Consider the following 26,450-nt stretch of genomic DNA (forward strand, 5'->3'; position numbering starts at 1 on the left):
TGTGTAAAGTTAGTTGATTTGGGTGCGGTGGTTGTCCACCGCGATAGATAAGAAGTAAATTTATTTAGAACGATTGAATAAACTTTTGTCCGAAAGAATCGATATTCAAGTCAGTTACTTGGGTTGCAGAAGCGCTTCCACCGGGACCAACTAGTAGTGCGGAACTGATGGTGTTTTGACTAGTTGAGAAACTACCAAATTCAAACAAGCTTGCTGCACCACCATTTACTACATCTAGTTCGTCTGTGGAAAGTTCGATTGCTTCGTTTTTGATTTCGTGTGACATGATTTTTGACTCCGTTAATTAGTTGTGTAAAGTTAGTTGATTTGGGTGCGGTGGTTGTCCACCGCGATGGATAAGAAGTTAATGTATTTAGAAGGATTGAATAAACTTTTCACCGAAAGAATCGATATTCAAGTCAGTTACTTGGGTTGCAGAAGCGCTTCCACCGGGACCAACTAGTAGTGCGGAACTGATGCTGTTTTGACTAGCTGAGAAACTACCAAATTCAAACAAGCTTGCTGCACCACCATTTACTACATCTAGTTCGTCTGCGGAAAGTTCGATTGCTTCGTTTTTGATTTCGTTAATCATAATTAGTTACCTTAGTTTGTTTTGTTGTGTGTTGCGGTTTCGACCGCCATGATTATACCTAGGGTGGACTTTTTAGTTTCATGCAGTTTTTGGGGGTAAAAGTAAAAACTTTTTTAGCAAAATCCCTGAAACCCTTGTCCAGAAAGAAAAATAAACTTTATTATATTTACACCGGGCGTAATTTGATATACAAAACGACTGTAGAGACGTAGCATTGCTACGTCTCTACAAAATCGGTGCCTGAATGCAGAATATGTTTGATAATATACAGTCAACTTCTGGCGGGTGACGCGAATTCGATCCTAGTCTTTCAGTGAAGTATCTTTTTTAGCATCACATACCCTACGGACAAAGGGTAATAAATCCTCCAAAATTGACTCATGATAGTGTTCTTGGGGATAATGTCCAACATTATTTAATTTAATCAACTCGCTATCTGCAACGATTTTACTAAAACCTTCCGCCATCTCAACTGATAACCAGGGATCTATCGTTCCCCACTGAATTAATACTGGTTGTTTCCAGTCTTTAAATCCAGATTCAATTTCCTTCATTGCTTCCGAAAGTTGAAAATTCCGAATTGTTGCCAATAAAGCTCTTCCTGATGCTGAAGTCTTTAAAAATGGTTTACGATAAATATCTAAATCTTTGTCAGGAATTACGTACTTAGAACCACCTTCTAAGGTTCTATCAACTAGTAAGGGATCTTGAGTTAACATTTCTCCCGCGATTGGTAAACCCATTTGTTGGATTTTCCAAGGTATTTTGGTAGCTGAAGAAATGGGTGTATTTAAGATGGCAATATTGGCAATTTGTTCTGGGTGACGTAGGGCATATTGTAAGCCAACTGAACCGAGAAAGCCTTGCACAACTAAAGAAAAGCGCTCAATTTCCAAAGCTTTGATAAATTCTGCTAAAGCCGAAATAAAAGCATCTGGAGTATAAGCAAAATCTCGTTTTTCTGGTTTTGACGAAAAACCGTAGCCAATCCAATCGGGTGCGATCGCTCTCGTCCCCTGTTGTGCTAAAGCTGGTAGTATGTTGCGCCAACTGTAACTTTGGGATACTAATCCGTGAAGCAAAATCACGGGTAATAAGTCACTTCTCCCGATTGGTTCTGCTTCCCGATAAAACCAGTCTAAAGAGCCGATTTTGAGATTTTTTTCAGTTATACTCACGATGTTCTAAAAAAGCTTGCTAAAAAGTTAAATGCTTCAACTAAGTAATCATCTCACGAATAGCGATCGCACTGGCGGGCGCAAGCAGAACACCGTTACGATAGTGTCCCGTAGCTAGTAAAATATTACTAAATCCTGGTAAATGGTCAATTACGGGTGCTGCACGACCTTCGGGACGCGGACGTAATCCTGACCAGGTACGGGTAATGGTGGCGTTGGCTAGTTGGGGACAAAATTCGATTGCTTGTTGCTTGACAGATGACAATAATTCTGAATCTGCTGGAAGTGTTTTCCCCTGTTCATCTGGGAATTCCACAGTTGCCCCAACCCAGTAATCTGTTGTGGGCAAAATTCCCGCCGCACAAGGAACAATATGCACGTCATTCCCGGTTAGCGCGGGTTGAAAATCGGGATTTCCTAAAGCATGTCCCACATGAAAATGTAAAGCTTGTCCCAAGACTGGACGAATATCAATAAGAGGAAAAGGGGCAGGGGGCAGGCTTCCGCCGTGAGCGTCAGCGTTCGACTGAGCGCTCACGCCGAAGTCCGAACGGGGGCAGGGGAGAACATCGGGACGGAGATTGGATTCTACCTCGCTCAGTTCCCCTGCTTGTTCGGTTTCCCCCTGCTTCTTCTGGTCAATCTTTTGCTGTAATCCTGTTGTCAGAGAGGATGTACCTAGTCCAGCAGCGATGATAAACCAATCTGCGGTAATTTTTCCCTCACTGGTGGAAATTTCCCGACAAACACCCTCTGAAAGAGGCAAGGGGGAAAGAGTATTTTCCCCTGCTTCTGAAGAAACAGGGATTTCTAAAACCTTGACACCAAATTTAAAATTCACACCATTTTTTAAAGCACCATCAACTAAGGCTAAAGTTAATGTAGTTGGGTCTAATTGGCGGTCTTGAGGAGAATATACCGCAGCAATTACCTTATTTTGATTAACGTGGGGACAAATTTGCTGAAATTTTACGCTGTCCCAAATTTCTAGCTGAAAACCTTGGGATTTACGCTTTTTTGCTAAATATTCCCAACCTTTTAAATCTTCTTCAGCGGTACATAAACTCAAAATACCTTGACGATTGAAGGGAATTTTTCGACCGGAAACCGCTTCTAATTCGGGAATCCAACGCTCGTACAGTTCCAAGCTTTGTTGTCGCATTCGCCAGGGTTTACCCTTAGTTTTGTGGCTAATCACACCCATCAAAACCCCTAAAGCCGCTCCTGTGGAAGCTTGCGCTGGCGGTTGCTGATCAATTACCGTAATATCTAACCCTTTTACCTGACTTAGTTCGTATGCGATCGCACTGCCGACAATACCGCAACCAATAATAACTATCTTCATATCGAAATTTGGAAAATATAGATGTGGGGGTTAGATATTTGAGAGCATTAGCAAAACTAAAACTCTCAACTTTCCCCCACTCAAAATCAGGACTTTTGCATCCTAACTTCTATTTCCTGCTTCTAACTTGCTTCCCCTGAAGCTTTTGTTTCGGGAATCAACTTGATAAACTGATCCAGATCTGCATAAGCAGCCCGATAATTGCTATAAGCATTATTAGCATTGCCAGAAGTAGCAGCTTGGTCAATTTTCACCAAATGTTCAAACATAGTGCGTGCTACTTTCCGAGCTGTTGCTTGCTCTTTGGGTAACAGATTTGAAACAATATAGTTCATATCATAACGAGCTTCTGCCATTGGTCCATGTATAAAATTACCAACCATGATCCAATCACCTTTATCAATTAACTGCTCCAATTCCTTTGCGCGATCGCGGACTGCGATCACGTCAGTAGAATATTCTTGAATTTTTTGCAGTTGTGCTTGTGTGTAAGTTGGAGGTGGAGTCGCAACGCTAGGTCCACCACAACTAATCAAGAATGTAGCCAAAAGCACCAGAACTAATGAGAATAGAGACCGTTGACGCGCCATAAACAGAGATTAATTATTTGCCAATCAATAGTGTCATTTTAGATCGGAGCGCGTAGCTTCACTCCATTTATTTGCCACAGATCTGAGTAAAAATTTTAATTTGTCTGGTTGATTTCAAATATCATAAATAGATTAAGTATAATTGCTCATTTACTACATCTAAAAATTATGTTCAGCTTAAAATCAGCCATTACCACTACTTGACACGGTTAGCGAATTAATTTAAAAACATTTAATAAAACATTTAACAAAACGTTTCATATTCTCTTTTGCTTTCCATATCGTCCATTCTTTTCATATTCAAGGAGTAATATTAGTGAATGCAGCCGAGATGGCAACTAACCTAGAATTTGCCAGCAAAATTGCCACAGCAATTAACCTATTCAAACGAGAATTTCCTGATGCTAAATCAGATTTAAAACCATGGAATAATGACCCAGACACGAGAGAATTAATTGACCCAGATTCCATTGATATTGGCTTTCATTTTCCGGGAATCAGTCGTTCTTGGCGTAGTCGTAGTTTATTATTTCAAATTCGCTTTCACCATGATGAAATCAATAACTCACTCCGAGCAATTGGTGTAGAAGTTTCAGGATTTGATCATCGTGGTGAAGCTTGGAAATTATCAACCGTAGAAAATTGGACTGTTTTTGGTGAAACTCGACCAAAAGCAGAAATATGCGAAAAACTCAAGCAATTGTGTTTTCAAATAATTGAAATATTTAATAGGTCTGCAAATTAGTAAATTAGACGTTTTATTTGTTGTTGATAACTTGACAATCGCCAGAACAGTATCGTGAAAGATATGTAGTATCGCGTCTACCAAACAGTTGATAACGATGATCACGAATCTGCCCATAGAATTGATCACCAATAGATTTTAAACCAGGTAAGCCCTGGTAAGCTTTCACAAAAATTTCTCCCATGGGCAACAAGCGTCCAATTTCTTCGGCTGCATCACTACCTTGCCAACGCTGTTCTGGCTGTTGCAAATTAACTAAAATCATTCCCAATTCGCAATCTTTAGAAGTGATGGCTAATTGCGAAAGTTTTTCTTCATCTTGCATGGGAGCATAACTAAATTTTTTACCCTGATCAAGATTTTCCAACAGTTTGACCAGAGTTACGCACAAGTTACAATAGCCATCATAAATAACAAAATAATTCATTATTATCTCATGATAAGTTGTACTCTAATTCTAAATTATTCCTGCTTATATATAAATAGATATTTTATTTATTTTTGAGGATAATAGCTTATAATTGTAAGCCCGAATAAATTACTGAACCTGATGCATCATGAAAAGTGGAGTTTTATCATTGGGTAGACACTGAGTAGCTTGTAGTACACCATCTGCTCCTACTCACAATCTGGAGTGACAAACTACGGTTCTCAAAATAGGCAAGGTTTATATTTGATTGATGGAGGATGGATGTGAAGGAATTAACTCAGCCACAGATTAAACAGCGAATTGATGAATTACGCAAACTATTACAAAAGGCGAGTTATGCTTATTATGTTCTCGATCAACCAACTATGGAAGATACTATTTACGACAAGTTGTATCGAGAACTACAGGATTTAGAAACTCAGCATCCAACATTAGTGACACCGGATAGTCCAACCCAAAGAGTTGGAGAAAAACCCGCAACACAGTTTAATTCGGTACGTCATAATGTTCCTTTATATAGTTTAGAAAATGCTTTTAATGTTGAAGAATTAAATAGCTGGGATAATAGATGGAAAAGACAATTAACCAGTTTGAACCAAGATGAAAAAATAGATTATGTTTGTGAATTAAAAATTGATGGCAATGCCTTAGCTTTAACATATCAAAATGGAGTTTTAATTAGAGGAGTGACTCGCGGAGATGGGGTTACAGGTGAAGATATTACTCAAAATGTGCGGACAATTCGCTCTATCCCCCTAAGATTAAATATTGATGCTTTCAGTGAGGGAATACCGGAAAGAATAGAAGTTAGGGGAGAAACATTTTTACCTTTGGATGTGTTTACCCAAATTAACGAAGAAAGACAAAAAAATGGTGAAACTTTATTTGCTAATCCCCGAAATGCAACTGCGGGAACTTTACGACAGTTAGATTCTCGTATAGTTGACAAACGACGGTTAGATTTTTTTTGCTACACATTACATATTCCGGGAAGAGATGATGCGAGTATTGCTAGTAGTCAACAGGAAGCGTTAGATTTACTGCAAAAAATGGGATTTAAAGTTAATCCGAATCAGCGCTTGTGTAGTTCAATTAACGAAGTAGGAGAATACTACCAATATTGGGATACAGAACGTCTGAATTTACCCTATATGACTGATGGGGTGGTGGTAAAGTTAAATTCCTTCAAATTGCAAGAACAGCTAGGATTTACCCAGAAATTTCCCCGTTGGGCAATTGCGTTAAAGTATGCAGCAGAAGAAGCACCTACCCGTGTGGAAAATATTTCGGTAAATGTCGGCAGAACAGGTGCTTTAACACCTTTGGCAGAAATGCACCCGGTACAACTAGCAGGAACAACGGTTTCTCGCGCTACTTTACATAATAGCGATCGCATAATTCAATTAGATATCAGAATTGGGGACACGGTAATTGTCCGCAAAGCTGGGGAAATCATCCCGGAGGTGGTACGGGTTCTCAAAGAATTACGTCCTGATGGTACCCAACCCTTTATTATGCCTACCCATTGTCCTGTTTGCGGACAACCTGTAGTCAGGGAAAAAGAACAAGCTGTTACCAGGTGCGTTAACTCCTCCTGTCCTGCTATCCTCAAAGGTGCTATCGAACATTGGGTAAGTCGTGATGCGATGGATATTCGCGGGATGGGTGAAAAATTAGTTCATCAATTGGTTGATAGGGGTGTGGTTGCTTCCGTTGCCGATTTATATAGCTTGACAGCAGCGCAATTGTGTGGGTTGGAACGCATGGGACAGAAATCAGCCGACAAAATTGTGAATGCGATCGCGCAATCTCAAAAACAACCTTGGTCTCGTGTACTATATGGTTTGGGAATTCGTCATGTGGGTAGTGTAAACGCTCAACTTTTAGCTTCAAAATTCACCTCTGTCACCCAAATTAGCGATGCATCACGGGCAAATATTGAGGGAATCTATGGAATTGGTGCGGAAATTGCCGATAGCATCTATCAATGGTTTCGCATTCCTTCCAACCAAGAATTAATTCAAAAATTAGCAGATGCGGAATTACAGTTAACTGTAGATTTAGCAGAATTAGCAGCAACCTCCCAACAAACTACCTCATCAGCATTAACAGGGAAAATCTTTGTAATTACCGGGACATTGCCCAGCTTAAAGCGGGATGAAGCGAAAGCATTGATTCAGAAAGCAGGGGGAAAAGTGACTGATTCTGTCAGCAAAAAAACCGACTACTTAGTAGTGGGAGAAGATGCAGGTTCTAAGTTAACAAAAGCCGAATCTTTAGGAGTCGCAATCCTCAGCGAAGCTGAATTGTTAGCGATACTAGACATCTCCGCAAAAGAGATGGAAACGTAGTATTGCCACTTATCTACAAGCGTTCTAAATGATGCATCATTAATTCTCGAAGATATGTATTACAAAGTGAAGCATCACAGATAAATTCCTAATTGCTAATTTTAGGATATAATTACGCTCACGCAGTAGTCATAATACCGCTACTGCGGAGTATCGAACAATTATTAAAAATGTCCTATGTCCTTGACTATCAGTAACTCTGAACAGTGGCTTGAAAACTTTGATACCGCTTCCCCAGTTGAAAAAAGTACATTACTGATGTCAGCGTTATCTCAATCCCTATCTCCAGAATTGATTGAGGAATCAGGCATAGGATCTCTGGTGGTAGAATTCTGTGATGAATTAGATGATAATAACCTAATTGATGATGCTTTCACATTCATTGAAAAGGCTAAGGAACATGATGCAATCTATCAACAGGAATTTCAGTATTTAGAAGCTTTGAGATTGCGATATTATCTATTCCGCAATCAACCAGATATTATCCCATCTTTACTAACTAATTTTATCGAAAATCCCCTCCATGATCTTGAACAGCTAAAATGGTTTACAAATAGCCTCAAATATTATGGAGAAAGGGAAATTTTAAATAATTTTTCCCAAAGTATTTATCATCAACTTCAAGAAAGTGGTGAAAACACCTATGGAATTGTTGATAATTTTGGGGAAATGCTCGTTATTGATTCAATTCAAGAAGCATTTAAGAAAAATCAACAAATTGAAGCCGCTGATTGGGAATTACTTAATAATACAATTGCCAATTTGAAAATAGAACAACTAAACTTTAAAGTAACAGAAATCTCTAAACAACTAACTCCAGAATTAACACCTACTGAAACATTTCTCAAAAATTTACCAAAATACTTCAAAAAACAACGAGAAACTGACCTTTGTACTTTATCAATCGGATTTTCAGCGGCAATGTTAACTCAAAAAAATATGAGTTTTATTAGCAGTCAAGAAATCTGGAAAAATATCATCAAACTCCTAGAATCAGAAAAAGTAACAGACTTTAGACTCCAAGATTTAGATAATTATTTCCTGATATCCTCAGACAAACTAGATAAATATATAGGTTCAATGATTAGCAGCTTATTCGCTGATCAACAATCGGAATGTACTTTGATAGTTTGGGGTATTCCCTATGTTTATGATTTTTTACTCCAGCACAATCTTATTAGTCAAAATATCCATGCACAAGCAATAGATGTAACAACTAATGTAAAAACACACCTAATCAAATTCTTTGACGATCATCTGTGGAAATATAGCTTCGTCCATCGCTGGCAACCCCCTGATAGTGTCTCTAAAAAAGAGTTTGAGCAAGAAAAGCACATGTTTATTACTAGTATTGAAAAAATTACACCTTTATCAACAGAAGTAGAAACAGGAGGTTTAGAAGCTTTATTTGATCAGATGGATGAAGCTTTACCAGAGGATATTTTAGCGGAGATAAAATCAGTAAACAGGGAATAGTAAACAGTAAACAGTGAAATCAATATACCCAATAACTAACACAATCTAGAATTTACTGAATTCAAGCTGATAACTGATAACTGCTAAATGATAACTGCTAATTCATAACTGCTAAATGATAATTGCTAATTGATTACTGGTAACTGATGTTTAAATATGTACTTTTCTACAAACCCTATGGTGTACTTTGCCAATTCACCCAAGACACACCCGAACGTCAGACATTAAAAGACTACATTGATATTCCCAACATATATCCTGTAGGAAGATTAGACTGGGACAGCGAAGGTTTAGTACTATTAACAGATAATGGAAAACTACAGCATCGTTTATCAGATCCTAAATTTGGACATCAACGAACCTATTGGGTACAAGTCGAACGTGTTCCAGACGCAGCAGCAATCGAAAAACTCACTAAAGGTGTAGACATTCAAAATTACCGAACAAAACCAGCCAAAGTGAGTTTACTCCCAGAAGAACCCAATTTACCAGAGCGTAACCCACCAATCAGATTTCGCAAAAATGTGCCGACAGCTTGGTTAGAATTGGTTTTAACAGAGGGAAAAAACCGTCAGGTACGACGGATGACAGCAGCAGTAGGTTTTCCGACTTTAAGATTAGTACGGTTAAAAATCGGCAAATTAACGCTTGATAGTTTAAAACTTGGGACTTTTCGAGAATTGGACATGAATGAGATTGCATCACTCACCCATCAAAAATCCGAATTGTAAATTTTTATAAAAAATAAGTGAGAAACTGTATAATCACTTTTTTTTAATCCCAATCTTTTTAGCATCAGCATTCATATCAAAATTTTACCTATGAGTCCCAATCAGATATCAAGCTGGCAGTTACAGCAATCTCAGGAAAGAGAGTATATTGCTATGGTTCCTGAGAGAGTCTCAAAAAGCCAAGAACAAAACTCATCCGAAGCTTTGCTCAACACACAAGCAGAACTTCTATCATATCGACAACTTTATGATCATCTTCCCTGTATCTGTTTTGCTTTAGATACCACCGGGGTGATTATATCAGTAAATCAGTTTGGTGCAGAATCCCTTGGTTATTCTGCCGAAGACTTAATTCAACAATCTATATTTCAATTGTTTGCTGATTTTGAGCAAAAACGGTTAGCAAAATTACTAAAAGATTGTTCACCGCAACTACCAGTTACTGAAGGAGTAGATTGGGAATTTAGTATCAATTGTCCTAAAAGTAAAATTGGGTGGGTCAAAATTGTTTTGCGTAGTTTGCGCGAAGAGAGCCGTCCACACCTGTTGAGTGTAGCTTTGCCTGCTCCTGCTAACAACCCTCACCCGATACTTTTAATGGTCTGGGAAGATATTACAGTACGTAAATCTGCTGAGGCGGCTTTAAAAGAAAGTCACATATTTGCCCCCAATGATGAAATCCACAGTCTGCATCGTTTGAAGGAAGAATTTCTTAGTACAGTTTCCCACGAATTGAGAACGCCATTGACGAATATGAAAATGGCAATTCAGATGCTGAATATTACCTTAAAACTACAAGCTGATGCATCTACAGACACCGCAGGCAAAACCCCTGAAAAGGTGAAAGCATCGCGCTATTTTCAGATATTGAACAACGAATGCGATCGCGAAATCAATTTAATCAATAATTTTCTCGATTTACAAAAGCTAGACACCGACGCTAAACCCGTAGTATTGGAAACGATTCGAGTCAAGCCATGGCTAAACAGAGTTGTAGAATTATTCCAAGCACGCAACCCTAATTTACATTCTCCCCTACATCTAAACATTCCCGACCTGGTGACACCACTAATTTGTGACCCTTTTAGCTTAGAACGAATATTAGTAGAACTCCTCACAAATGCTTATCGATTTAGTCCTCCTGATTCCCAAGTCATCATCAGTGCAACCCTAAAATGCCGTACTATCCAATTCCAAGTCACAAATACTGGTGTCGAAATCAACGCAAAACAGTTAAAAATGATTTTTGATAAGTTCTACCGCATTCCCAGCACTGACCCCTGGAAGCAAGGAGGTACAGGACTCGGTTTAGCGCTAGTCCAAAAATTGACTAATTATTTGGGAGGAAGCATAGATGTAGAAAGTGGTGGAAACTTGACTCGTTTTATCTTGGAACTACCATTGCGAAACGAGTAATGATTAAGTAGGTGGATGTTGAAAATTGCCGTTATCGCCAAATAAAATAAAAAGAATTGCTAACTTCTCAGCCTAAATTTAGAACTTTTTCACTACTTTCCTTGCAGGTATCTAAAATATATGGATAGTATGCGTAACACGATTAAACTGTCACAAAAAATCATAGTTCAAAATCACAATCTCCTCCTGCACATCCCTAGTGTAGAGGTTAAGATTTGTGGCACTATAGGTTTTAGTGGCTAAAAGCACCTCGGAGCCGAAGTTAAGGAATTTCCATAATGCTGATTTGCCCCCAGTGTAAATTTGAAAACCCAGATATTAACAAATTTTGTGAAAGCTGTGGTACATCACTGACCGAAAAAACTTGTCTCAGTTGTGGTACTGATGTTCCTGTAAATATGGAAACATGCCATAACTGTGGCGCATTTTGTGGAACGGTTTGGTGGGTAATTATTGCCAAAGATACCAATTCCATTCCTGTCAATATAGAAGATTTAGAAGTATCAGCCCAAGTGTTACCTATGAAATCTGCTGTTGAACAGGGAGATAGTGACTACACAGAAGCAACAGAAACACTCTTTCACAATCCTCAAAGCCAGGAATTTACAGCGGCAACATCTGAAACCAACCCAGAAACAACTATAAAAATCGGCTCATATTTAGATTCACAGCAACGTTATAAAATTCTCGAAATCATCCCCAACAGCGAGGAGTTTGCTCACCACAACGATACCTATTTGAGGGTTTTAGATTGTCAACCCTATCAAGTTACCCCGTTGATGGCAATTTACGAAAACAAACATCAAGGTTTGACAATATCATTGGCAGATTTAGAAGAAATTCCAAATTTGGCAAAACCATATCTTGTGTTATTGTCCCAACAGCATCAGGGAATACCTTTGCTTCACGATGCGTGGCGAGAAGGGGATGCGGAAGTGCTAATTTTAGAAGACTATTCTAATTTGCAATACTTAATGGAACTTTGGCATGAAGAAGCTACTTCTTCGTTGCAAATTGTCCATTGTTTATTAAAAATGACCCAATTGTGGGTGATGCTAGAACCGCTACAATGCAGGCAAAGCTTGCTGGAACTATCAAATTTGCGTCTGGATGAAGATCAAGTATTGGTGTTGCAACGATTGTATCCGGAAACTAATACTTTAGAGGCATCTGAGCAACAAGGCTATACTGTGCAAACTTTAGCCCAAATTTGGCACACACTGTTTAAACAATCACAACGCACCCAATTTGGTCCCTTGCTGCAATTAATGGGGGATTTGGATATGGGGGAAATTGAGACACTAGAAAAATTACAATTGCGCTTACAAGCGATCGCATCTGAATTACAACCCAACGATAGCTATAATTCAATCACCAACGATGGAGATGTAACGGTTACACTAGTGAATACCCAAATTCCTGTGGCTCCTACTGTTCTCCAATTTGGCGAATTGGAGGAAAATGATAGCAAAAGCGATGACTTCCCTACAGTAGTTCTGCCGATGCAATTAGCTAGTTTGGAAAATGCCGGACTTACCGATGTTGGACGGCAACGCGACCATAATGAAGACTACTTCGGTATCGAAACCAGAATTAATCAAGTTGAATTACCCAGAGATAAAGCCATCGCTGCCCGTGGTACATACGTACTTTGCGATGGGATGGGTGGACATGCTGGGGGTGAAGTTGCCAGCGAACTAGCTGTAAGTACACTCCGCAAGTACTTTCAAACCAGTTGGACTCAAAACTCTTTACCCAACGAAGAAATTATTCGTGAAGGAGTAAAACAGGCAAACCAGGCAATTTTTAATGTTAATCAAGAGGATGCACGTTCCGGTGTCGGACGGATGGGGACAACACTAGTTATGTTACTAGCGCAGGATACCAACATCGCCATAGCACATGTTGGTGATAGTCGTCTTTATCGTCTGACCCGGAAACGGGGATTGGAACAAATGACCGTAGATCATGAAGTTGGTCAGCGGGAGATTGCCCGTGGTGTTGATGCCAGTATTGCCTATTGCCGTCCCGATGCCTATCAACTGACCCAAGCTTTGGGACCTCGTGAGAATAATATGGTGGATCCTGATGTCCAATTTCTCAAAATTAACGAAGATACCCTATTTATCCTCGCTTCCGACGGTTTATCAGATAATAACCTGCTAGAAACACATTGGCGATCGCATCTCGAACCATTACTGAGTTCAAATGCTAACCTAGAAAAAGGCGTAAGTGAACTAATTGACTTAGCAAACAAGTACAATGGTCATGATAATATTACCGCTGTACTGATTCGGGCAAAAGTTCGCGCTAACGGCGATCAACCAGAGATGAAGCGAAGAGCCAGCTAAAGACCAGTTATACTGCAAGCGGTTAGCTATTAGCCTTTAGTTGTGAGCCTTTAAGTCTAATCTAAAGGTGCTATAGCGATTTCATCAGTCCAGTTTCTAGCCGTTTTTGCTATACCCGTCATAAAAGTCTAAAGTCGAAGGCTAAAATCCTTTGACTAAGTAAGTCGGCAGAAATAAACATAACTATGTTACACAATGTAAATTAGCTTTAAACCCCTACTGCCTTGCCCTAATTACAATTTTCAACGCCGACCTACTTACCTCTGGGTAATATCAAATGGTCACTGCCTCTCACTTTCCAATCCTTTACTAACAAATTGTCTAGTGTGGTTATCCTAACTCTACTTGAACCCCAATATAAAACACCGCTCAAGCAGTGGCATTTTGAAGACGAATTAGTTATTCGCATTGGTCGTTCAGCAGATAATCACATTGTGTTATCAGATGATCTAGTTTCTCGGCATCATTTGGAGTTAAAGCTAACTTCACCTGCTGCTAACTGGCAGGTGAAAAGTAATGGCATCAATGGTACATTCATCGATGGTGTACTAATATCGCAAGCATCACTGCCTAATGATTGCCAGTTACAGTTAGCTAAGGGTGGTCCGATACTCAGATTTCAAAATCAGCTGGTTGTCGTTGCCGCTAATCCTGCCACCCCAGTAAATACCTGTACACACGAAGGAAATAGCCCAAATAATCTATTTTGTGTCCATTGTGGTCAACCCCTAACCGTAATTGATACCATCCGTCACTACCAGGTGCTGCGAACCTTAGGGCAAGGTGGAATGGGGACAACTTACTTAGCTTGGGATTCTAACGGCGTTATTGCTAAACACCCTCTTTTATTGGTTTTGAAGCAAATGAACGCCGATATGGCGAAAATAGCCAAGGCTCAAGAACTATTTGAGAGGGAAGCGAATACCCTCAAATCCCTCAGTCATGCGGGCATTCCCAAATATTATGATTTTTTTGTGGATGCTGGGAAAAAATACTTGGCGATGGAATTAATTCATGGACAGGATTTAGAAAAACTAGTTTATCTCAAAGGACCCGTCACAGCCAATCAAGCGATCGCATGGATGATTCAAACCTGTGATGTTCTCAATTATCTCCACAATCAAGAACCAGCACTAATTCACCGCGACATTAAACCAGCGAACTTAATGATGCGGAGTTCCGATCGTAGCATCGTCATTTTAGATTTTGGTGCAGTCAAAGAAAGTAGTAGTATTCCAGGAACACGAATTGGGGCTGAAGGTTATTGCGCCCCAGAACAGGAAATGGGACAACCACTTACCCAGTCAGATTTATACGCAATTGGTCCCACACTAATTTTCCTATTAACTGGAGAAAGCCCCTTTAAATATTATCGTCAGAGAGGACGCAATTTTAGATTTGATATTACCAGCGTCCCCACCATTACCCCCCAATTACGAGAAGTCATCGATAAATTAACAGAACCACTGCCACGCGATCGCTATCAAACTGCCGAGGAAGTAATTACGGCACTAACTAATTGTAAGTAGCCAAAGAAGAGGCAGGGGGGCAGGGGAGTAGGGGAGTAGGGGAGTAGGGGAGTAGGGGAGCAGGGGAGTAGGGAACGGGGAACGGGGAACGGGGAACAGTTTTAGCCTTATTTTTTCTGTTTTTTCGTACTCCAATAAATCTGAATGCAAGTTTTTTAAACCTCAAACCCTTATTTCTTTGCACCTTTCCCGGAAAAAATTCCGAAAGTATTGATAAATAAATGTTTTCTAGTTATTCAGCAAGCCCTATGTATTGGTGCAACAGCCTAGAAGCCTGTTCTGTGCAGGCTAGAAGCCCGCACCACATGATTATTATTAAACTTGAGGATTTTTTAAATTGGAAGTCACTTAATTTAGCAATCCCACTGGACAACTAACATTAGTTCCACCCAAACCACAGTATCCACCGGGGTTTTTAGCTAAATATTGCTGATGATAGTCCTCAGCAAAATAATACTCTGGTGCATCGATAATTTCAGTAGTGATGTCACCATAACCAGACTGCTTCAAGGCTTCTTGGTATGCTTCACGAGATGCGTCCGCTAATTTTTTTTGCTCCGCAGAATACGTATAAATACCAGAACGGTACTGTGTCCCAGTATCATTTCCTTGACGCATCCCTTGAGTTGGGTTGTGATTTTCCCAAAATGTCTTGAGAATCTCAGCGTAACTTATTATCTTGGGGTTAAACACGACTCGCACAACTTCATTGTGACCCGTCATGCCGCTGCATACTTCTTTATAATTTGGGTTGGGTGTGTAACCAGCAGCGTAACCTACCGATGTGCTGAAAACTCCATTTAGTTGCCAAAACTTGCGTTCAGCACCCCAAAAACAACCCATCCCAAACATTGCCACTTCCATACCATCGGGATATGGAGGTTTGAGGGGATTACCGTTAACAAAATGCTTCTCAGGTACAGGCATAGCTTGCGCTCTTCCTGGTAAAGCTTCTTCCCGGTTGGGAAGGGTGGGTTTTTTGCCGAATCCAAATAGCACCATGGGTTTTACTGTAGATTTGTGAGAATTAAATTTACTTTCCTTAATATTATTGTAGATAATCTACAAACTTTTAAGCTGCGTAGCAGCTAAATCCTATAAATTAAAAAATTATAACCTTTGTGGTGCGGGCATCTTGCCCGCTTTAGATATACAAATTAGCGCTTAATAGCTTATCAGTAAGTAGATGGTTACAAATAAACAGAACTTTAACACTACTCACTATTCGCTACTCACCATTCATCTACTTAAGGCTGTAACTTTGCCACCATTTCTGCACGGGCAGAAACTCCCAACTTTTTAAACATGCGTTTTAGGGCTTGTTTGACTGAATTTTGGGTAATCCAAAGTTTTTCACCAATTTCAGCATTAGTTAAACCTTGGGCAACAAGTTGAGCAATTTCTAATTCCCGTGGTGTGAGACGGCTGGAAAATTCAGTATTTGTTGTGGTTTTTTGATTTGTTTGGAGAGTGGCGAATTTCGCGGATAAATGTAGACATAGAGCGCTTAAATCAGCCAAATCATTAGCATTAAATGCTGATTTACCTTGAGCGCGGGCAAGATTTAGTGTACCAATTAAGCGCCCACTATGAACTATAGGTCCACTCATGACATGGGCGTGATCTTCCCGTGAACAAAATTGCTGCCAATTACCTGCGGGGAGGATAATTTCTTCATGTGCTGGGGCGTGACGTTCAACAACATAACGCCCGACTGGGTTATCCTTGAGACAGACATCAGGAATCCCTCGATCATCAACTTTAACGTGGGATGTTTCATCCAATAGATAAATTCCCCAGCGTTGAACATCAAAATATTCGCCCACCATCTCCATGATGGCAGCATGTAATTCTAGCTCGTTTTTGGAAGACGCGATCGCTTGAATTAATCCCGACAGATTCCGTTGGGGAATGCTAGGTTCGACTGCTTGCAGAAAATTTGCCATAACTGTACCCAGTTGAGGACTATGCGGGTTGACTCAATTACTTCTATGCTAGTACCAGCAACAAATAAAAGCTCAGACTTTTAACGGTATATAGGAGAATTACATGACAGCTACTAAAGTTTCCGCTACTGAACTTTTTCGCGCTGCTTACGAAAATCGCTACACTTGGGATGCTGATTTCCCTGGATACACCTCTGATATTACCTACAATTATGATGGTAAGGTGACTACAGGCAAAGTTCAAATTAATTCTAACTATAAAGCCGAAGTTACAGGGGTTGAAAGTGAAGAAGCTCAAAAAGCAATTCATGGACAAGCTTGGGAAATTGCTGTTCACCGTGTACGTCGCACCTTTGAACAAACCCACGGCGAAAATATATTTAACTATGGTGCTACAGATGAAACTGGTGCTATAGAAATTGTCATGGGTGGTAAAGCAGAAGGAGACAAATACAAACTCCGCAATAATGAAGTTTGCTTAGTACACCGCAATATCCACGGTGTTGTTGTGACTATTAATACTTTCAGCAGTCATGAAACAGGCGAAGGTTATCTTTCCCATACTTATGATTCTGTTTACCACGATCCAAAAACTGGTGAACAAAAAGGTGGTAAAAGTGACTTTGTGGACGAATACGAAAAAGTAGGCAAATATTTCATCCTCAACCGTCGTCAAATCACCACTGATGTTAATGGCAAACCTTCAGTTCAAGAGTTTATTTTCTCCAACATTCAGTTATTACCAGCAACTAATGATTAGAGATTTTCATTCGAGTTAAATATAGTTTGGTTTTGAGGATAATGTAGGGGCAAACGGTTGTTTGCCCCAAAAACTAATACCAATTTCAAAAAATAATGCAACACATGGATAAATCCTATCCCCTTGCGCCAATAAAACTTTCGACTAATTGTGGTATCTATGACAGCAGGCGGGAAGTGAAGAACTCAAAAAAGTTAAAGATTTTCGCACCAAAAAGGGACAAAGACATCCATTGTGGTTTGTGTTGTGGTCAACCATTAACCCTCGGTTTAGATGAAGTCGATAGATTATTTGCATATCCCGATATTTACGGCGATTTTTTTGGCTTATTGCGATATCTCCACGAAAAAGCCAGAAGAGCAAATATTTTGTCACAGATAAAAGGGATATCAGCTAGAAAACTTTTTCTCAAGTTTCCACAAATTAAAGAAAAATTATGGGGAGGACATCTTTGGAATCCAAGCTATTTTGTTTCAACAGTTAGCGAAAATACAGAAGCACAAGTCAAAAAGTATATTGAGAACCAAAATGCAGAAAGCGTTTAAAGTTACACTTATTCCTAACCATAATCAACAAGTCTTAATTAACAAGACAATTGGTTGTGCTAGGTTTGTGTACAACCGTTTTCTAGCATTGAGGCAAGAGTTATACACGACTGGGCAGAAAACGTTAAACTATAACGCTTGTAGTCAGCAGTTAACTTTACTAAAAAAGGAGATTGAGTGGTTAAAAGAAGTAGATAAATTTGCTTTACAGAACTCACTTAAGAATTTAGAGACAGCATACAAAAACTTTTTTACTGACCTCAAGAAAGTTAAAAGCAAGAAAAACGTAGGCTTCCCTATTTTCAAAAATAAGTATGGGTGCAAACAGTCTTATAAAACTAATTTTACTAACAATAACATCCAGGTAATAGAAAATAAGTGTAAGCTTCCAAAGTTAGGATGGGTAAAGTTTCACAAGTCCCAAAACATTACCGGAAAACTTGTAAACGTTACTATTACTCGGACGAGTTCTGGTAAATATATTGCTAGTATCTTGTGCGAAACAGAGATAAAAAAACATCCACAACTTACTAAAAATATTGGATTGGATTTGGGAATAAAAAGTTATCTGGTTACTAGCACGGGTGAAGTTGTAGATAATCCCAAATATTATCGAACTCAAACTCGTAAATTACGCTCATACCATAAACAATTATCTCGTACCGTAAAAGGTAGTAGTAATCGAGCCAAAGCGAAAATCAAGCTGGCTCGTACATACCAACGTATTACCAATTTAAGAGATGACTTTCTGCACAAGTTATCAACTCGCCTAATCAAAGAAAACAGTATTATCTGTATTGAAGATTTACGAGTTGCTAACATGGTTAAAAACCACAAGTTGGCAATGAGTATTTCAGATGCTAGCTGGTCTAAATTTGTTGTCATGCTTGAATATAAAGCTATTTGGCATGACAGGATTGTGCAAAAAGTTGGTACATTTTACCCCTCATCTCAGACTTGCAACTGTTGTGGTTTTGTAAACCCACTAGTTAAGGATTTAAAGTTGCGTGAATGGAATTGTCCTAGTTGCAATACTCATAATTTGAGAGATAAAAACGCAGCACTTAATATATTAAGTCAGGGTTTGAGATTATTAACCGCCGTCGGTATGCCGGAGGTTGTAAAAAACGCCTGTGGAGAACTTGTAAGTCCTGAAGTAATTCAGGCGCAGTTCGATGAAGCAGGAATCGCGTGACTTTTAGTCATGCGAGGTTCAAAAGTAAATCCTTTATAGTTATTCAGCAAACCCTACTTACTAGTGATAAAGGTAATAAAGCTTACTGCGACTGGGGTCACAGTTGTTTCGGTATATAGTTTGATGCTAACTGACAATCTTTATAGGCTCTACGAATGAGGGAATTTTCTCGATTCCCGAATTTCTGGCTTTCTTTTTGAATGAATTGTATTAAAATTAAGTTAACTTTAATTAAGATTCTTGCTGATGTCATGGATTTATCGTAGTGTTCAGGCTCTATAAGTGAACCATGTCAGGGGTCAAATTAAACAAAATGGATTTATAAGTATCCCAGCTACTGAGTCAAAGTGGCTGATGAGTTCAATCGATATGTAGAGGCAAAAATTAAGATGAAATTTTCTTGGAAAGTCGCATTACTTTGGACACTGCCAGCTTTAGTGATTGGTTTCTTCTTTTGGCAAGGGGCTTTTGCAACTGTTCCCGCTGATGCAACCAAGAATACAGCTAGTACCAGAATGACCTATGGTCGTTTCCTAGAATATCTGGATGCTGGACGGGTGACACAAGTTGATTTTTATGAAGGTGGCAGAACCGCGATTGTTGAGGCTGTTGATCCTGCCCTTGATAATCGTGTGCAAAGAGTTCGGGTTGATTTACCAAATAGCGCACCGGAATTAATTTCCCGACTTAAGGATAAAAATGTTAACTTTGATGCTCATCCAATACGTAATGATGGGGCAATCTGGGGACTGTTGGGCAATTTGATTTTCCCAATACTATTGATTACAGGATTATTCTTTTTGTTCCGTCGTTCTAGCAACTTACCCGGTGGTCCTGGACAAGCGATGAACTTTGGTAAATCCAAAGCGCGTTTCCAAATGGAAGCCAAAACTGGGGTCAAATTTGATGATGTTGCTGGCATTGAAGAGGCAAAAGAAGAATTACAAGAGGTTGTCACCTTTTTGAAGCAACCAGAGAAATTTACCGCAGTTGGTGCGCGGATTCCTAAAGGTGTGCTTTTAGTGGGACCTCCTGGAACTGGTAAGACTTTGTTGGCGAAAGCGATCGCTGGTGAAGCTGGAGTACCATTCTTTAGTATCTCTGGTTCAGAATTTGTGGAAATGTTCGTTGGTGTGGGTGCTTCCCGTGTCCGCGATTTGTTCAAAAAAGCCAAGGAAAATGCTCCCTGTATCATCTTTATCGATGAAATCGACGCTGTAGGTAGACAACGTGGTGCAGGTATCGGTGGTGGTAATGATGAACGGGAACAAACCCTGAATCAGTTACTTACTGAGATGGATGGTTTTGAAGGTAACACAGGCATCATTATTATTGCTGCCACCAACCGTCCTGATGTCCTAGATGCGGCGTTGTTACGTCCTGGTCGTTTCGATCGTCAAGTAACAGTTGATGCACCCGACATTAAAGGTCGTTTGGAAGTTCTTCAAGTTCACTCCCGCAACAAAAAGCTAGATGACAGTGTTTCTTTGGAAACTATTGCCCGTCGTACTCCTGGCTTCACAGGTGCTGACTTAGCAAACTTACTCAACGAAGCGGCAATTTTGACTGCACGTCGTCGCAAAGATGCCATCACCCTCTTGGAAATTGATGATGCGGTTGATCGGGTTGTAGCTGGGATGGAAGGTACTCCCCTAGTTGATGGTAAGAGCAAGCGGTTAATTGCTTACCATGAAATTGGACATGCTTTAATTGGTACCCTCCTCAAAGACCACGACCCAGTACAAAAAGTTACACTAATTCCCCGTGGACAAGCTCAAGGTTTGACTTGGTTTACACCTAGTGAAGAAATGAGTTTGGTGACTCGTTCTCAGCTACGGGCAAGAATTACAGGTGCTTTGGGTGGTAGAGCCGCAGAAGATGTCATCTTCGGGAGAGCAGAGGTTACTACTGGTGCCGGAAATGACTTACAACAAGTCACAGGTATGGCTCGTCAGATGGTGACTCGTTTCGGGATGTCAGATTTAGGTCCCATGTCTTTAGAAAGTCAACAGGGAGAGGTTTTCTTAGGACGTGACTGGACAACACGTTCCGATTACTCCGACTCCATTGCATCACGGATCGATTCCCAAGTTCGTCTGATTGTGGAAGAGTGTTACACCAATGCTACCAGGATGATGCGGGAGAATCGGGAAGCGTGCGATCGCTTAGTTGATTTGTTAATTGAAAAAGAAACCATTGATGGTGAAGAATTCCGGCAAATTATGGCTGAATACACCACAGTTCCAGAAAAGCTGCAATTTGCACCTCAACTGTAACTAGTCGTGATTTGATTTGATCAGCTTGAGAATATAGTCTAGATGGTGCGTTTGGAAATTGATACAGTTTCCAAACGCACTATTTTTAGTTTTAATACTTAATTTTATATTTTTCGCGGAAATGCTGCCTTGATACGCGTAATATTATCTACAGGCTTCGCTAGTGCAGTTAACAGTGGAATGCGATTTACCTATGCCAGATAATAACAATTTACTCAAAAATTTATATAATGCCTTTAACCCTTTTGAGCCTTTACCAGCAGGCGATCCAAATTATGTAGATTGTCAGGATGTACGTGGTGATGCGGATATCCTGGAGGAGTTAGGTAATCGTATTTGCTTGGCAGACCAAAATACTTATCAATTATATTCTGGACACCGAGGTGCTGGAAAGTCTACAGAGTTGTTGCGGTTAAAACAATACTTAGAAAATCGTCGCTTCTACGTGGTATATTTTGCGGCTGATGAAGAGGATATTGATTCGGAAGATGCTCAATATACTGATATTCTCTTAGCTTGTACAAGAAGATTGCTGAAGGATTTAAGGGGAATTGCTAGCCCTCGTCCGCTGTTAGGATGGTTGCAGGGACGTTGGGTAGAGTTGAAGGATTTAGCCCAAACTGAGATGAATTTTGAAGAGATGGAAGTTGAGATGCAACTTTCTCAGTTTGCTAAGTTAACAGCAAATATGCGGGCTGTTCCCCAATTGAGGCAGCAAATTAGAGAAAAAGTCAACCCCCATACGGTGACTTTAATTAAGGTTTTAAATGAGTTTTTGGCAGATGCGAAAAAAAGTCTCCCTAATGGGGATAGACAATTGGCAGTGATTGTTGATAACCTTGACCGGATGGTGTTGGTGAAAGATGGCGATCGCACTAACTATGAAGAGGTGTTTTTAGATCGGAGTGAGCAACTCAAGGCTTTGGATTGCCATTTGATTTACACTGTACCGATTTCCATGGTTTATTCCAAACGAGCTACCGATTTACGGGATGTCTATGGTGATAGCTTGATTTTACCAATGATTATGGTGAAAAATCCCAGCGGAACAATTTATGAACCGGGATTAAATAAGTTAAAGGAAGTAATTCGTAAACGGGTACGTCAATTTGCCCCAGCTTTATCTTTGGAAACTGGTATCTTTGATAGTCGGGAGACTTTGGATAAGTTGTGCTTGATGAGTGGAGGTCATGTCCGGAATTTGTTATTATTAACTCAAGATGCAATTGGACGCACCGAAGAGTTACCAATTACAGAAAAATCTGTGCGTCGAGCAATTACCCAAGCTAGAGATACCTATCGTCGCACGGTGGAAAATAATCAGTGGAGTCTGTTGGCTGAAGTTGCTATTTCTAAGCGAATTATTAATGATGATCAATATCGGAGTTTGATGTACAACCGCTGTCTTTTAGAATATCGTTTCTTAGATGACGATGAAGAGATGCAGCGTTGGTACGATATCCATCCTTTAATTGTGGGGATTCCAGAATTTAAGGAAGCTGTTTCACAACTCAAATGTTCAAATGGTGTTAGATTGTAGCGATTGGGATGAGGATTTACCACCAGAACCGGAGGAAGCTTATCAAGACTTAATTCGTGTTCTCAGACGGAATCAGGGTTTTGGTCTATTTTTTGTTCAGTGTACACCAAAGGCAGCCGAAAGCGCGATCGCACAAATTCCCAAAGATGTACCCCAACGTAAAATTGAGGTTCTCCGCTTGGTGGAAGCGATTGATAGTTTGTATGGGAGAGTTGGAGAGTTCGTTAAGGGGAAGCAGGTTGATATCCTTTTAATTACAGGTTTGGAATATTCTCTATATAAGTACGAAAAACGCAACTTTGGACAAATTAGTGAAGGGGAATTTAGTAATTTAAGTAGTGTTCCCCCAATTTTAAATCACCTGAATCAACAGCGGGAACGTTTCCGCGATCATTTTAATTTTACTTTTGTTTTTCTATTACGTTCTTTCTCAATTAGTTATCTAATTAATCGCGCTCCTGATTTTTTTGATTGGCGTTCAGGTATATTTGAATTAGCTACAACCCACGAGGTTGTTGAACAAGAATCTTCTCGGTTACTCTTGGAAGGAGACTATGAGGAATATCGTCAATTAACCCACGAACAAAAAATTGAGAAAATTCTCGAATTCCAAGAATTATTAGCAGATAAATACCATCAAGAATTAACCGATCTTAATCGTCCTAATTTACTATTTAAATTGGGCAACTTACTAGCTGCAACTAATGAATTTGAACCAGCTTTAACAGCATTTGATCAAGCATTAAAAATCAAACCCGAACTGGTAGCTGCATGGAATAATCGGGGTGCTGTGTTATGCGATCGCTTACAACGATATGATGATGCGATCGCGTCCTACGATGAAGCCTTGAAAATTCAACCTGATTACCACCAAGCCTGGTATAATCGTGGTGTCGCTCTGTGTAAAGCAAATCGACTCCAAGAAGCACTCGATAGTTTAGATCAAGCGATCGCAATTCAACCCAATGACTCCAACAGTTGGCGAGTCCGTGGGATAATTCTACATGAATTAGACCGTCAAGTTGAATCAACAGCAAATCATCAAAAAGCTGATGAGTTGGAAGCAATTAATAAAGTTGAGCCAAATTTAACAGAGAAAATTCAACCAGCAGAAAACGATAGAGAATATAGCATAGCACTAAATAAATTTATTCAAAATTCCTACTTTCGTTACCAACTAGCAAGTTTGTTATCTGGTTTCGTAGGTTATGAAGAATACAATATCATCCCTTCTGTTGCTGCCAAAATAGCTCAATACTGGCGCTCTCGGTTATACTTTGATTACCGGGAAAAAAGCAACAAGCTGAGGGAAGCAATTATTGATTGGTTGTTAGGAATCGATTTACAACGCTTTGAAAAACTCTCAGCAGATGAGTTGGAAATTGCCAAACAAAGCATAGAATGTCGCTACAAAATCCTCCAACAACGTTACCTATTTGTATCACGAGAACAGGCTTATAGAAACCTGCTAATTCGGTTATCTAGTTTAGTCATGTTGCGAGAAAAAATCAAAACTTGGGTTGCATCAAGTCGAGATCGGCAACGCACAGTTATGGATGTTTTGCAAGAGGTAATTCAGGAAACTTTGCAAATTGATAAATACATCCAGGAACAAATGGTCATTATTGACAAATGTACCAAAGATCCTCGGATTAAAAATGCTTTACTATTTGCAACCCTAGAAGATTACTGTTTCCGTCCAATTCGCAATCTCCCATTAATATATTACCGCTTCGTGGACTATTTACAGCGAAATCAAAGCGGTGGACTTACCCAAGTTCCTCGTAACGACTTAATTAAGTTGATTTCCGAAGACACCGTAGTGACAGATAACCCCAATAAAATCCCCCTCTTTGATCATAACGCGATCGCACAGTACCGAAACAAGCAAGCTTTAGACGAAGCGCGATCGCTTAGTGACATTGTGCGGCTAGAATTGGAAAAATATCTCGTGGAACAAATCGGTGAAGAAGCAGTAGAATGGCTGCGGTTGTACCTCAAAGGCAAATCACCAGCAGAAATAGCGAAGATATTAAATAAACCAATTACTGAAATATGTAGACTGCGAGAACAAGTTAGTTACTATGCAGTGCGGATATTTGCACTCAAAGGAGAACCAGAACTGATTGATAATTGGTTAGAAATATCACTTTCGGAACACAACTTTGGACTCACCCAAAAACAATTAGAACAACTAGTTGAAAACATTACCCCACTCCAAAATAAAATTTTGCAACTGCGAAAAAATAATAAATCAATGGAATCAATTGCCAAAGAGTTAAAATTAGAAATACATCAAGTAATTGCTGAATGGGCTAAAGTTTATTTAGCAGCACAAAATTTACGGAATCAGGAAAATTAGACTTGTGTCTTGCGTCTTTGACTGCCGATACCCACAGCTAATGTTCCCAGCGTAGCGAAGAAAGCAAAAATTACCGATGCTTCCTGAATCGAGGTAGACTGAGATTGGGTAACAGTTTTACCATTTAATGCGGCTTGTGCAGCAAGTGCGATCGCATAATGACCCTTTGTGGATGGATGAATAGAATCAAAAAACAATAAATCATTCGGACTACTACAAACACTCTCCACATTTGCCACACTACCAACTATACAAGGAGTAATTACATCTTTTAAACCAAATTGTTCTGGATATTTGAGTACCTGATTAAATGCTGCATAAATATCAACTTTAATAATATTAGTATTATAAAAATTATTCAAAGCATAACTAAGCAAAGCATTATGCTGCATCGTCAAAGCAGTTAACTGTTCCGAATTACCTTTAGCTGAAGATAACGGCAACTTACCCAAATCAGGCAGATTCAGCACCATAATATTCTTAGCTCCAGATTGAATCAGAATATTCACCGCACGGGATATATTCTCAACTGGTTTGCTCGGATTTATTTCACCACTAAAAATATAATCATTTGCTCCACCCCAAACAACATACAAAGCATTAGGATCTGCTTTTTCTTGGAGCATTTGCAAACTGCGAGCATATAATTCAACCTGTTCCCCCACCCCAGGCAAAGGTGTTTTGACAACAGTATTTCCACTCCCAGAATTTGCTCCACCAAACGCAAAATTAATACCCTGTTGGGCATTTGTATTTTTCAAAGATGTAAATAAAGTCGGAGTCAAACCCAAATTATTCCCTACATATTCAACCCAAATTTTATCGTTGGAAAAACGACCAGAAGCATAAGGTGGATTTTTAGGTATACCATTTTGGGGCATAAATAAACCCCCCGTAACCTGGAAAACATTACCTGTATCAGAAAGACTATCGCCAAAAATAAAAAACTTGGTGAAATTTGTAGCCAAAGCTTTCAACGGTACAAGTATAGAAAGAAATACAAATCCCGCTGCCACAAGCTGTTGTTTCATGAGCTACATATTTGTTGGATTCCGGTGTTTTTCTATTCCAACTTTAACAAGACTTTAA

21 protein-coding genes and 2 pseudogenes are annotated in these 26,450 nt (G+C 39.6%); 14 read left to right on the forward strand and 9 right to left on the reverse strand.

The features are described 5' to 3' along the window. Nucleotides 1-64 precede the first annotated feature (64 nt). From CAL6303_RS15485 to psbQ, 5 genes are all read right to left on the reverse strand, one after another. Nucleotides 65-286, reverse strand: a complete 222-nt coding sequence (locus tag CAL6303_RS15485; RefSeq protein ID WP_015198751.1) for a CTB family bacteriocin — start codon at nt 284-286, stop codon at nt 65-67. A gap of 87 nt (nt 287-373) precedes the next feature. Further along, nucleotides 374-595, reverse strand: a complete 222-nt coding sequence (locus CAL6303_RS15490; protein WP_015198752.1) for a CTB family bacteriocin — start codon at nt 593-595, stop codon at nt 374-376. 302 nt (nt 596-897) lie between these two features. Continuing rightward, entirely contained in the window at nt 898-1,773 is an 876-nt protein-coding gene (locus tag CAL6303_RS15495) for an alpha/beta fold hydrolase (RefSeq protein ID WP_015198753.1), read from the reverse strand. Nucleotides 1,774-1,813: 40 nt separating this feature from the next. Further along, the gene (locus CAL6303_RS31185; RefSeq protein WP_015198754.1) at nt 1,814-3,118 is read right to left on the reverse strand and encodes an NAD(P)/FAD-dependent oxidoreductase; all 1,305 of its coding nucleotides are present in this window, start codon (nt 3,116-3,118) and stop codon (nt 1,814-1,816) included. A gap of 122 nt (nt 3,119-3,240) precedes the next feature. After that, entirely contained in the window at nt 3,241-3,708 is a 468-nt protein-coding gene (psbQ, locus tag CAL6303_RS15505; protein ID WP_015198755.1) for a photosystem II protein PsbQ, read from the reverse strand. Nucleotides 3,709-4,024: 316 nt separating this feature from the next. Between psbQ and CAL6303_RS15510 the strand changes: the two genes are divergently transcribed. Further along, nucleotides 4,025-4,453, forward strand: a complete 429-nt coding sequence (locus tag CAL6303_RS15510) for a hypothetical protein (RefSeq protein ID WP_015198756.1) — start codon at nt 4,025-4,027, stop codon at nt 4,451-4,453. 13 nt (nt 4,454-4,466) lie between these two features. Here CAL6303_RS15510 and CAL6303_RS15515 read toward each other — a convergent pair whose 3' ends face one another. Next, the gene (locus CAL6303_RS15515) at nt 4,467-4,880 is read right to left on the reverse strand and encodes a thiol-disulfide oxidoreductase DCC family protein (RefSeq protein WP_015198757.1); all 414 of its coding nucleotides are present in this window, start codon (nt 4,878-4,880) and stop codon (nt 4,467-4,469) included. 260 nt (nt 4,881-5,140) lie between these two features. Here CAL6303_RS15515 and ligA point away from each other — a divergent pair, with 260 nt between their 5' ends. The 6 genes from ligA to CAL6303_RS15545 all read left to right on the forward strand — a co-directional run bounded on the left by ligA (nt 5,141) and on the right by CAL6303_RS15545 (nt 14,737). After that, entirely contained in the window at nt 5,141-7,234 is a 2,094-nt protein-coding gene (ligA, locus tag CAL6303_RS15520; RefSeq protein ID WP_015198758.1) for an NAD-dependent DNA ligase LigA, read from the forward strand. 177 nt (nt 7,235-7,411) lie between these two features. Then, nucleotides 7,412-8,710: a hypothetical protein gene (locus CAL6303_RS15525; RefSeq protein ID WP_015198759.1), complete on the forward strand. Its 1,299-nt coding sequence runs from the start codon at nt 7,412-7,414 to the stop codon at nt 8,708-8,710. Between the two features lie 146 nt (nt 8,711-8,856). Next, nucleotides 8,857-9,441: an rRNA large subunit pseudouridine synthase E gene (locus CAL6303_RS15530; RefSeq protein ID WP_015198760.1), complete on the forward strand. Its 585-nt coding sequence runs from the start codon at nt 8,857-8,859 to the stop codon at nt 9,439-9,441. 90 nt (nt 9,442-9,531) lie between these two features. Beyond that, on the forward strand, nt 9,532-10,857 hold the full coding sequence (locus CAL6303_RS15535) for a PAS domain-containing sensor histidine kinase (RefSeq protein ID WP_015198761.1): 1,326 nt from the start codon (nt 9,532-9,534) through the stop codon (nt 10,855-10,857). A 278-nt stretch (nt 10,858-11,135) separates the two neighbouring features. After that, complete coding sequence (locus CAL6303_RS15540; protein WP_015198762.1) at nt 11,136-13,208, forward strand: serine/threonine phosphatase; 2,073 nt, start codon at nt 11,136-11,138, stop codon at nt 13,206-13,208. A 326-nt stretch (nt 13,209-13,534) separates the two neighbouring features. Further along, the gene (locus tag CAL6303_RS15545; RefSeq protein WP_015198763.1) at nt 13,535-14,737 is read left to right on the forward strand and encodes an FHA domain-containing serine/threonine-protein kinase; all 1,203 of its coding nucleotides are present in this window, start codon (nt 13,535-13,537) and stop codon (nt 14,735-14,737) included. A 348-nt stretch (nt 14,738-15,085) separates the two neighbouring features. Here CAL6303_RS15545 and msrA read toward each other — a convergent pair whose 3' ends face one another. Further along, nucleotides 15,086-15,739 (reverse strand): peptide-methionine (S)-S-oxide reductase MsrA, encoded by a 654-nt coding sequence (gene msrA / locus CAL6303_RS15550; protein WP_015198764.1) that lies wholly within the window; start codon nt 15,737-15,739, stop codon nt 15,086-15,088. Between the two features lie 245 nt (nt 15,740-15,984). Next, entirely contained in the window at nt 15,985-16,683 is a 699-nt protein-coding gene (locus tag CAL6303_RS15555; protein WP_015198765.1) for a helix-turn-helix transcriptional regulator, read from the reverse strand. A 103-nt stretch (nt 16,684-16,786) separates the two neighbouring features. Here CAL6303_RS15555 and CAL6303_RS15560 point away from each other — a divergent pair, with 103 nt between their 5' ends. The 7 genes and pseudogenes from CAL6303_RS15560 to CAL6303_RS29340 all read left to right on the forward strand — a co-directional run bounded on the left by CAL6303_RS15560 (nt 16,787) and on the right by CAL6303_RS29340 (nt 25,361). Continuing rightward, nucleotides 16,787-17,443 carry a DUF3386 domain-containing protein gene (locus tag CAL6303_RS15560; RefSeq protein WP_015198766.1) on the forward strand — a complete coding sequence of 219 codons (657 nt, stop codon included), beginning with the start codon at nt 16,787-16,789 and terminating at the stop codon, nt 17,441-17,443. A 104-nt stretch (nt 17,444-17,547) separates the two neighbouring features. Further along, a pseudogene (locus CAL6303_RS31745) lies at nt 17,548-17,766 on the forward strand (hypothetical protein); the annotation flags it as partial. 39 nt (nt 17,767-17,805) lie between these two features. Further along, a pseudogene (gene tnpA / locus CAL6303_RS31750) lies at nt 17,806-17,988 on the forward strand (IS200/IS605 family transposase); the annotation flags it as partial. Next, nucleotides 17,972-19,183: an IS200/IS605 family element RNA-guided endonuclease TnpB gene (gene tnpB / locus CAL6303_RS15570; RefSeq protein ID WP_015198768.1), complete on the forward strand. Its 1,212-nt coding sequence runs from the start codon at nt 17,972-17,974 to the stop codon at nt 19,181-19,183. The pseudogene tnpA and the gene tnpB, both read left to right, overlap by 17 nt. 389 nt (nt 19,184-19,572) lie before the next feature. Beyond that, the gene (ftsH2, locus tag CAL6303_RS15575; RefSeq protein WP_041739648.1) at nt 19,573-21,459 is read left to right on the forward strand and encodes an ATP-dependent zinc metalloprotease FtsH2; all 1,887 of its coding nucleotides are present in this window, start codon (nt 19,573-19,575) and stop codon (nt 21,457-21,459) included. A 193-nt stretch (nt 21,460-21,652) separates the two neighbouring features. Beyond that, nucleotides 21,653-22,999 carry an AAA family ATPase gene (locus CAL6303_RS15580; RefSeq protein WP_041739651.1) on the forward strand — a complete coding sequence of 449 codons (1,347 nt, stop codon included), beginning with the start codon at nt 21,653-21,655 and terminating at the stop codon, nt 22,997-22,999. Beyond that, nucleotides 22,983-25,361, forward strand: a complete 2,379-nt coding sequence (locus CAL6303_RS29340; RefSeq protein ID WP_015198771.1) for a HetZ-related protein 2 — start codon at nt 22,983-22,985, stop codon at nt 25,359-25,361. Before CAL6303_RS15580 ends, CAL6303_RS29340 begins: the two co-directional genes overlap by 17 nt. Here CAL6303_RS29340 and CAL6303_RS15590 read toward each other — a convergent pair. Next, nucleotides 25,358-26,392 (reverse strand): SGNH/GDSL hydrolase family protein, encoded by a 1,035-nt coding sequence (locus CAL6303_RS15590; protein WP_015198772.1) that lies wholly within the window; start codon nt 26,390-26,392, stop codon nt 25,358-25,360. The two genes, CAL6303_RS29340 and CAL6303_RS15590, sit on opposite strands and share 4 nt — an antisense overlap. Between the last annotated feature and the right edge of the window lie 58 nt (nt 26,393-26,450).

It is taken from the genome of Calothrix sp. PCC 6303 (genome assembly GCF_000317435.1).
Lineage (GTDB): Bacteria > Cyanobacteriota > Cyanobacteriia > Cyanobacteriales > Nostocaceae > PCC-6303.

Bases quoted from the DNA above. Each gene is read 5' to 3' on its own strand.
- CAL6303_RS15485 (WP_015198751.1), bottom strand. From the start codon at position 286: ATGTCACACGAAATCAAAAACGAAGCAATCGAACTTTCCACAGACGAA.
- CAL6303_RS15490 (WP_015198752.1), bottom strand. From the start codon at position 595: ATGATTAACGAAATCAAAAACGAAGCAATCGAACTTTCCGCAGACGAA.
- CAL6303_RS31185 (WP_015198754.1), bottom strand. From the start codon at position 3,118: ATGAAGATAGTTATTATTGGTTGCGGTATTGTCGGCAGTGCGATCGCA.
- psbQ (WP_015198755.1), bottom strand. From the start codon at position 3,708: ATGGCGCGTCAACGGTCTCTATTCTCATTAGTTCTGGTGCTTTTGGCT.
- CAL6303_RS15515 (WP_015198757.1), bottom strand. From the start codon at position 4,880: ATGAATTATTTTGTTATTTATGATGGCTATTGTAACTTGTGCGTAACT.
- ligA (WP_015198758.1), top strand. From the start codon at position 5,141: ATGGATGTGAAGGAATTAACTCAGCCACAGATTAAACAGCGAATTGAT.
- CAL6303_RS15525 (WP_015198759.1), top strand. From the start codon at position 7,412: ATGTCCTTGACTATCAGTAACTCTGAACAGTGGCTTGAAAACTTTGAT.
- CAL6303_RS15530 (WP_015198760.1), top strand. From the start codon at position 8,857: ATGTTTAAATATGTACTTTTCTACAAACCCTATGGTGTACTTTGCCAA.
- CAL6303_RS15535 (WP_015198761.1), top strand. From the start codon at position 9,532: ATGAGTCCCAATCAGATATCAAGCTGGCAGTTACAGCAATCTCAGGAA.
- CAL6303_RS15540 (WP_015198762.1), top strand. From the start codon at position 11,136: ATGCTGATTTGCCCCCAGTGTAAATTTGAAAACCCAGATATTAACAAA.
- msrA (WP_015198764.1), bottom strand. From the start codon at position 15,739: ATGGTGCTATTTGGATTCGGCAAAAAACCCACCCTTCCCAACCGGGAA.
- CAL6303_RS15555 (WP_015198765.1), bottom strand. From the start codon at position 16,683: ATGGCAAATTTTCTGCAAGCAGTCGAACCTAGCATTCCCCAACGGAAT.
- CAL6303_RS15560 (WP_015198766.1), top strand. From the start codon at position 16,787: ATGACAGCTACTAAAGTTTCCGCTACTGAACTTTTTCGCGCTGCTTAC.
- tnpB (WP_015198768.1), top strand. From the start codon at position 17,972: ATGCAGAAAGCGTTTAAAGTTACACTTATTCCTAACCATAATCAACAA.
- ftsH2 (WP_041739648.1), top strand. From the start codon at position 19,573: ATGAAATTTTCTTGGAAAGTCGCATTACTTTGGACACTGCCAGCTTTA.
- CAL6303_RS15580 (WP_041739651.1), top strand. From the start codon at position 21,653: ATGCCAGATAATAACAATTTACTCAAAAATTTATATAATGCCTTTAAC.
- CAL6303_RS29340 (WP_015198771.1), top strand. From the start codon at position 22,983: ATGGTGTTAGATTGTAGCGATTGGGATGAGGATTTACCACCAGAACCG.
- CAL6303_RS15590 (WP_015198772.1), bottom strand. From the start codon at position 26,392: ATGAAACAACAGCTTGTGGCAGCGGGATTTGTATTTCTTTCTATACTT.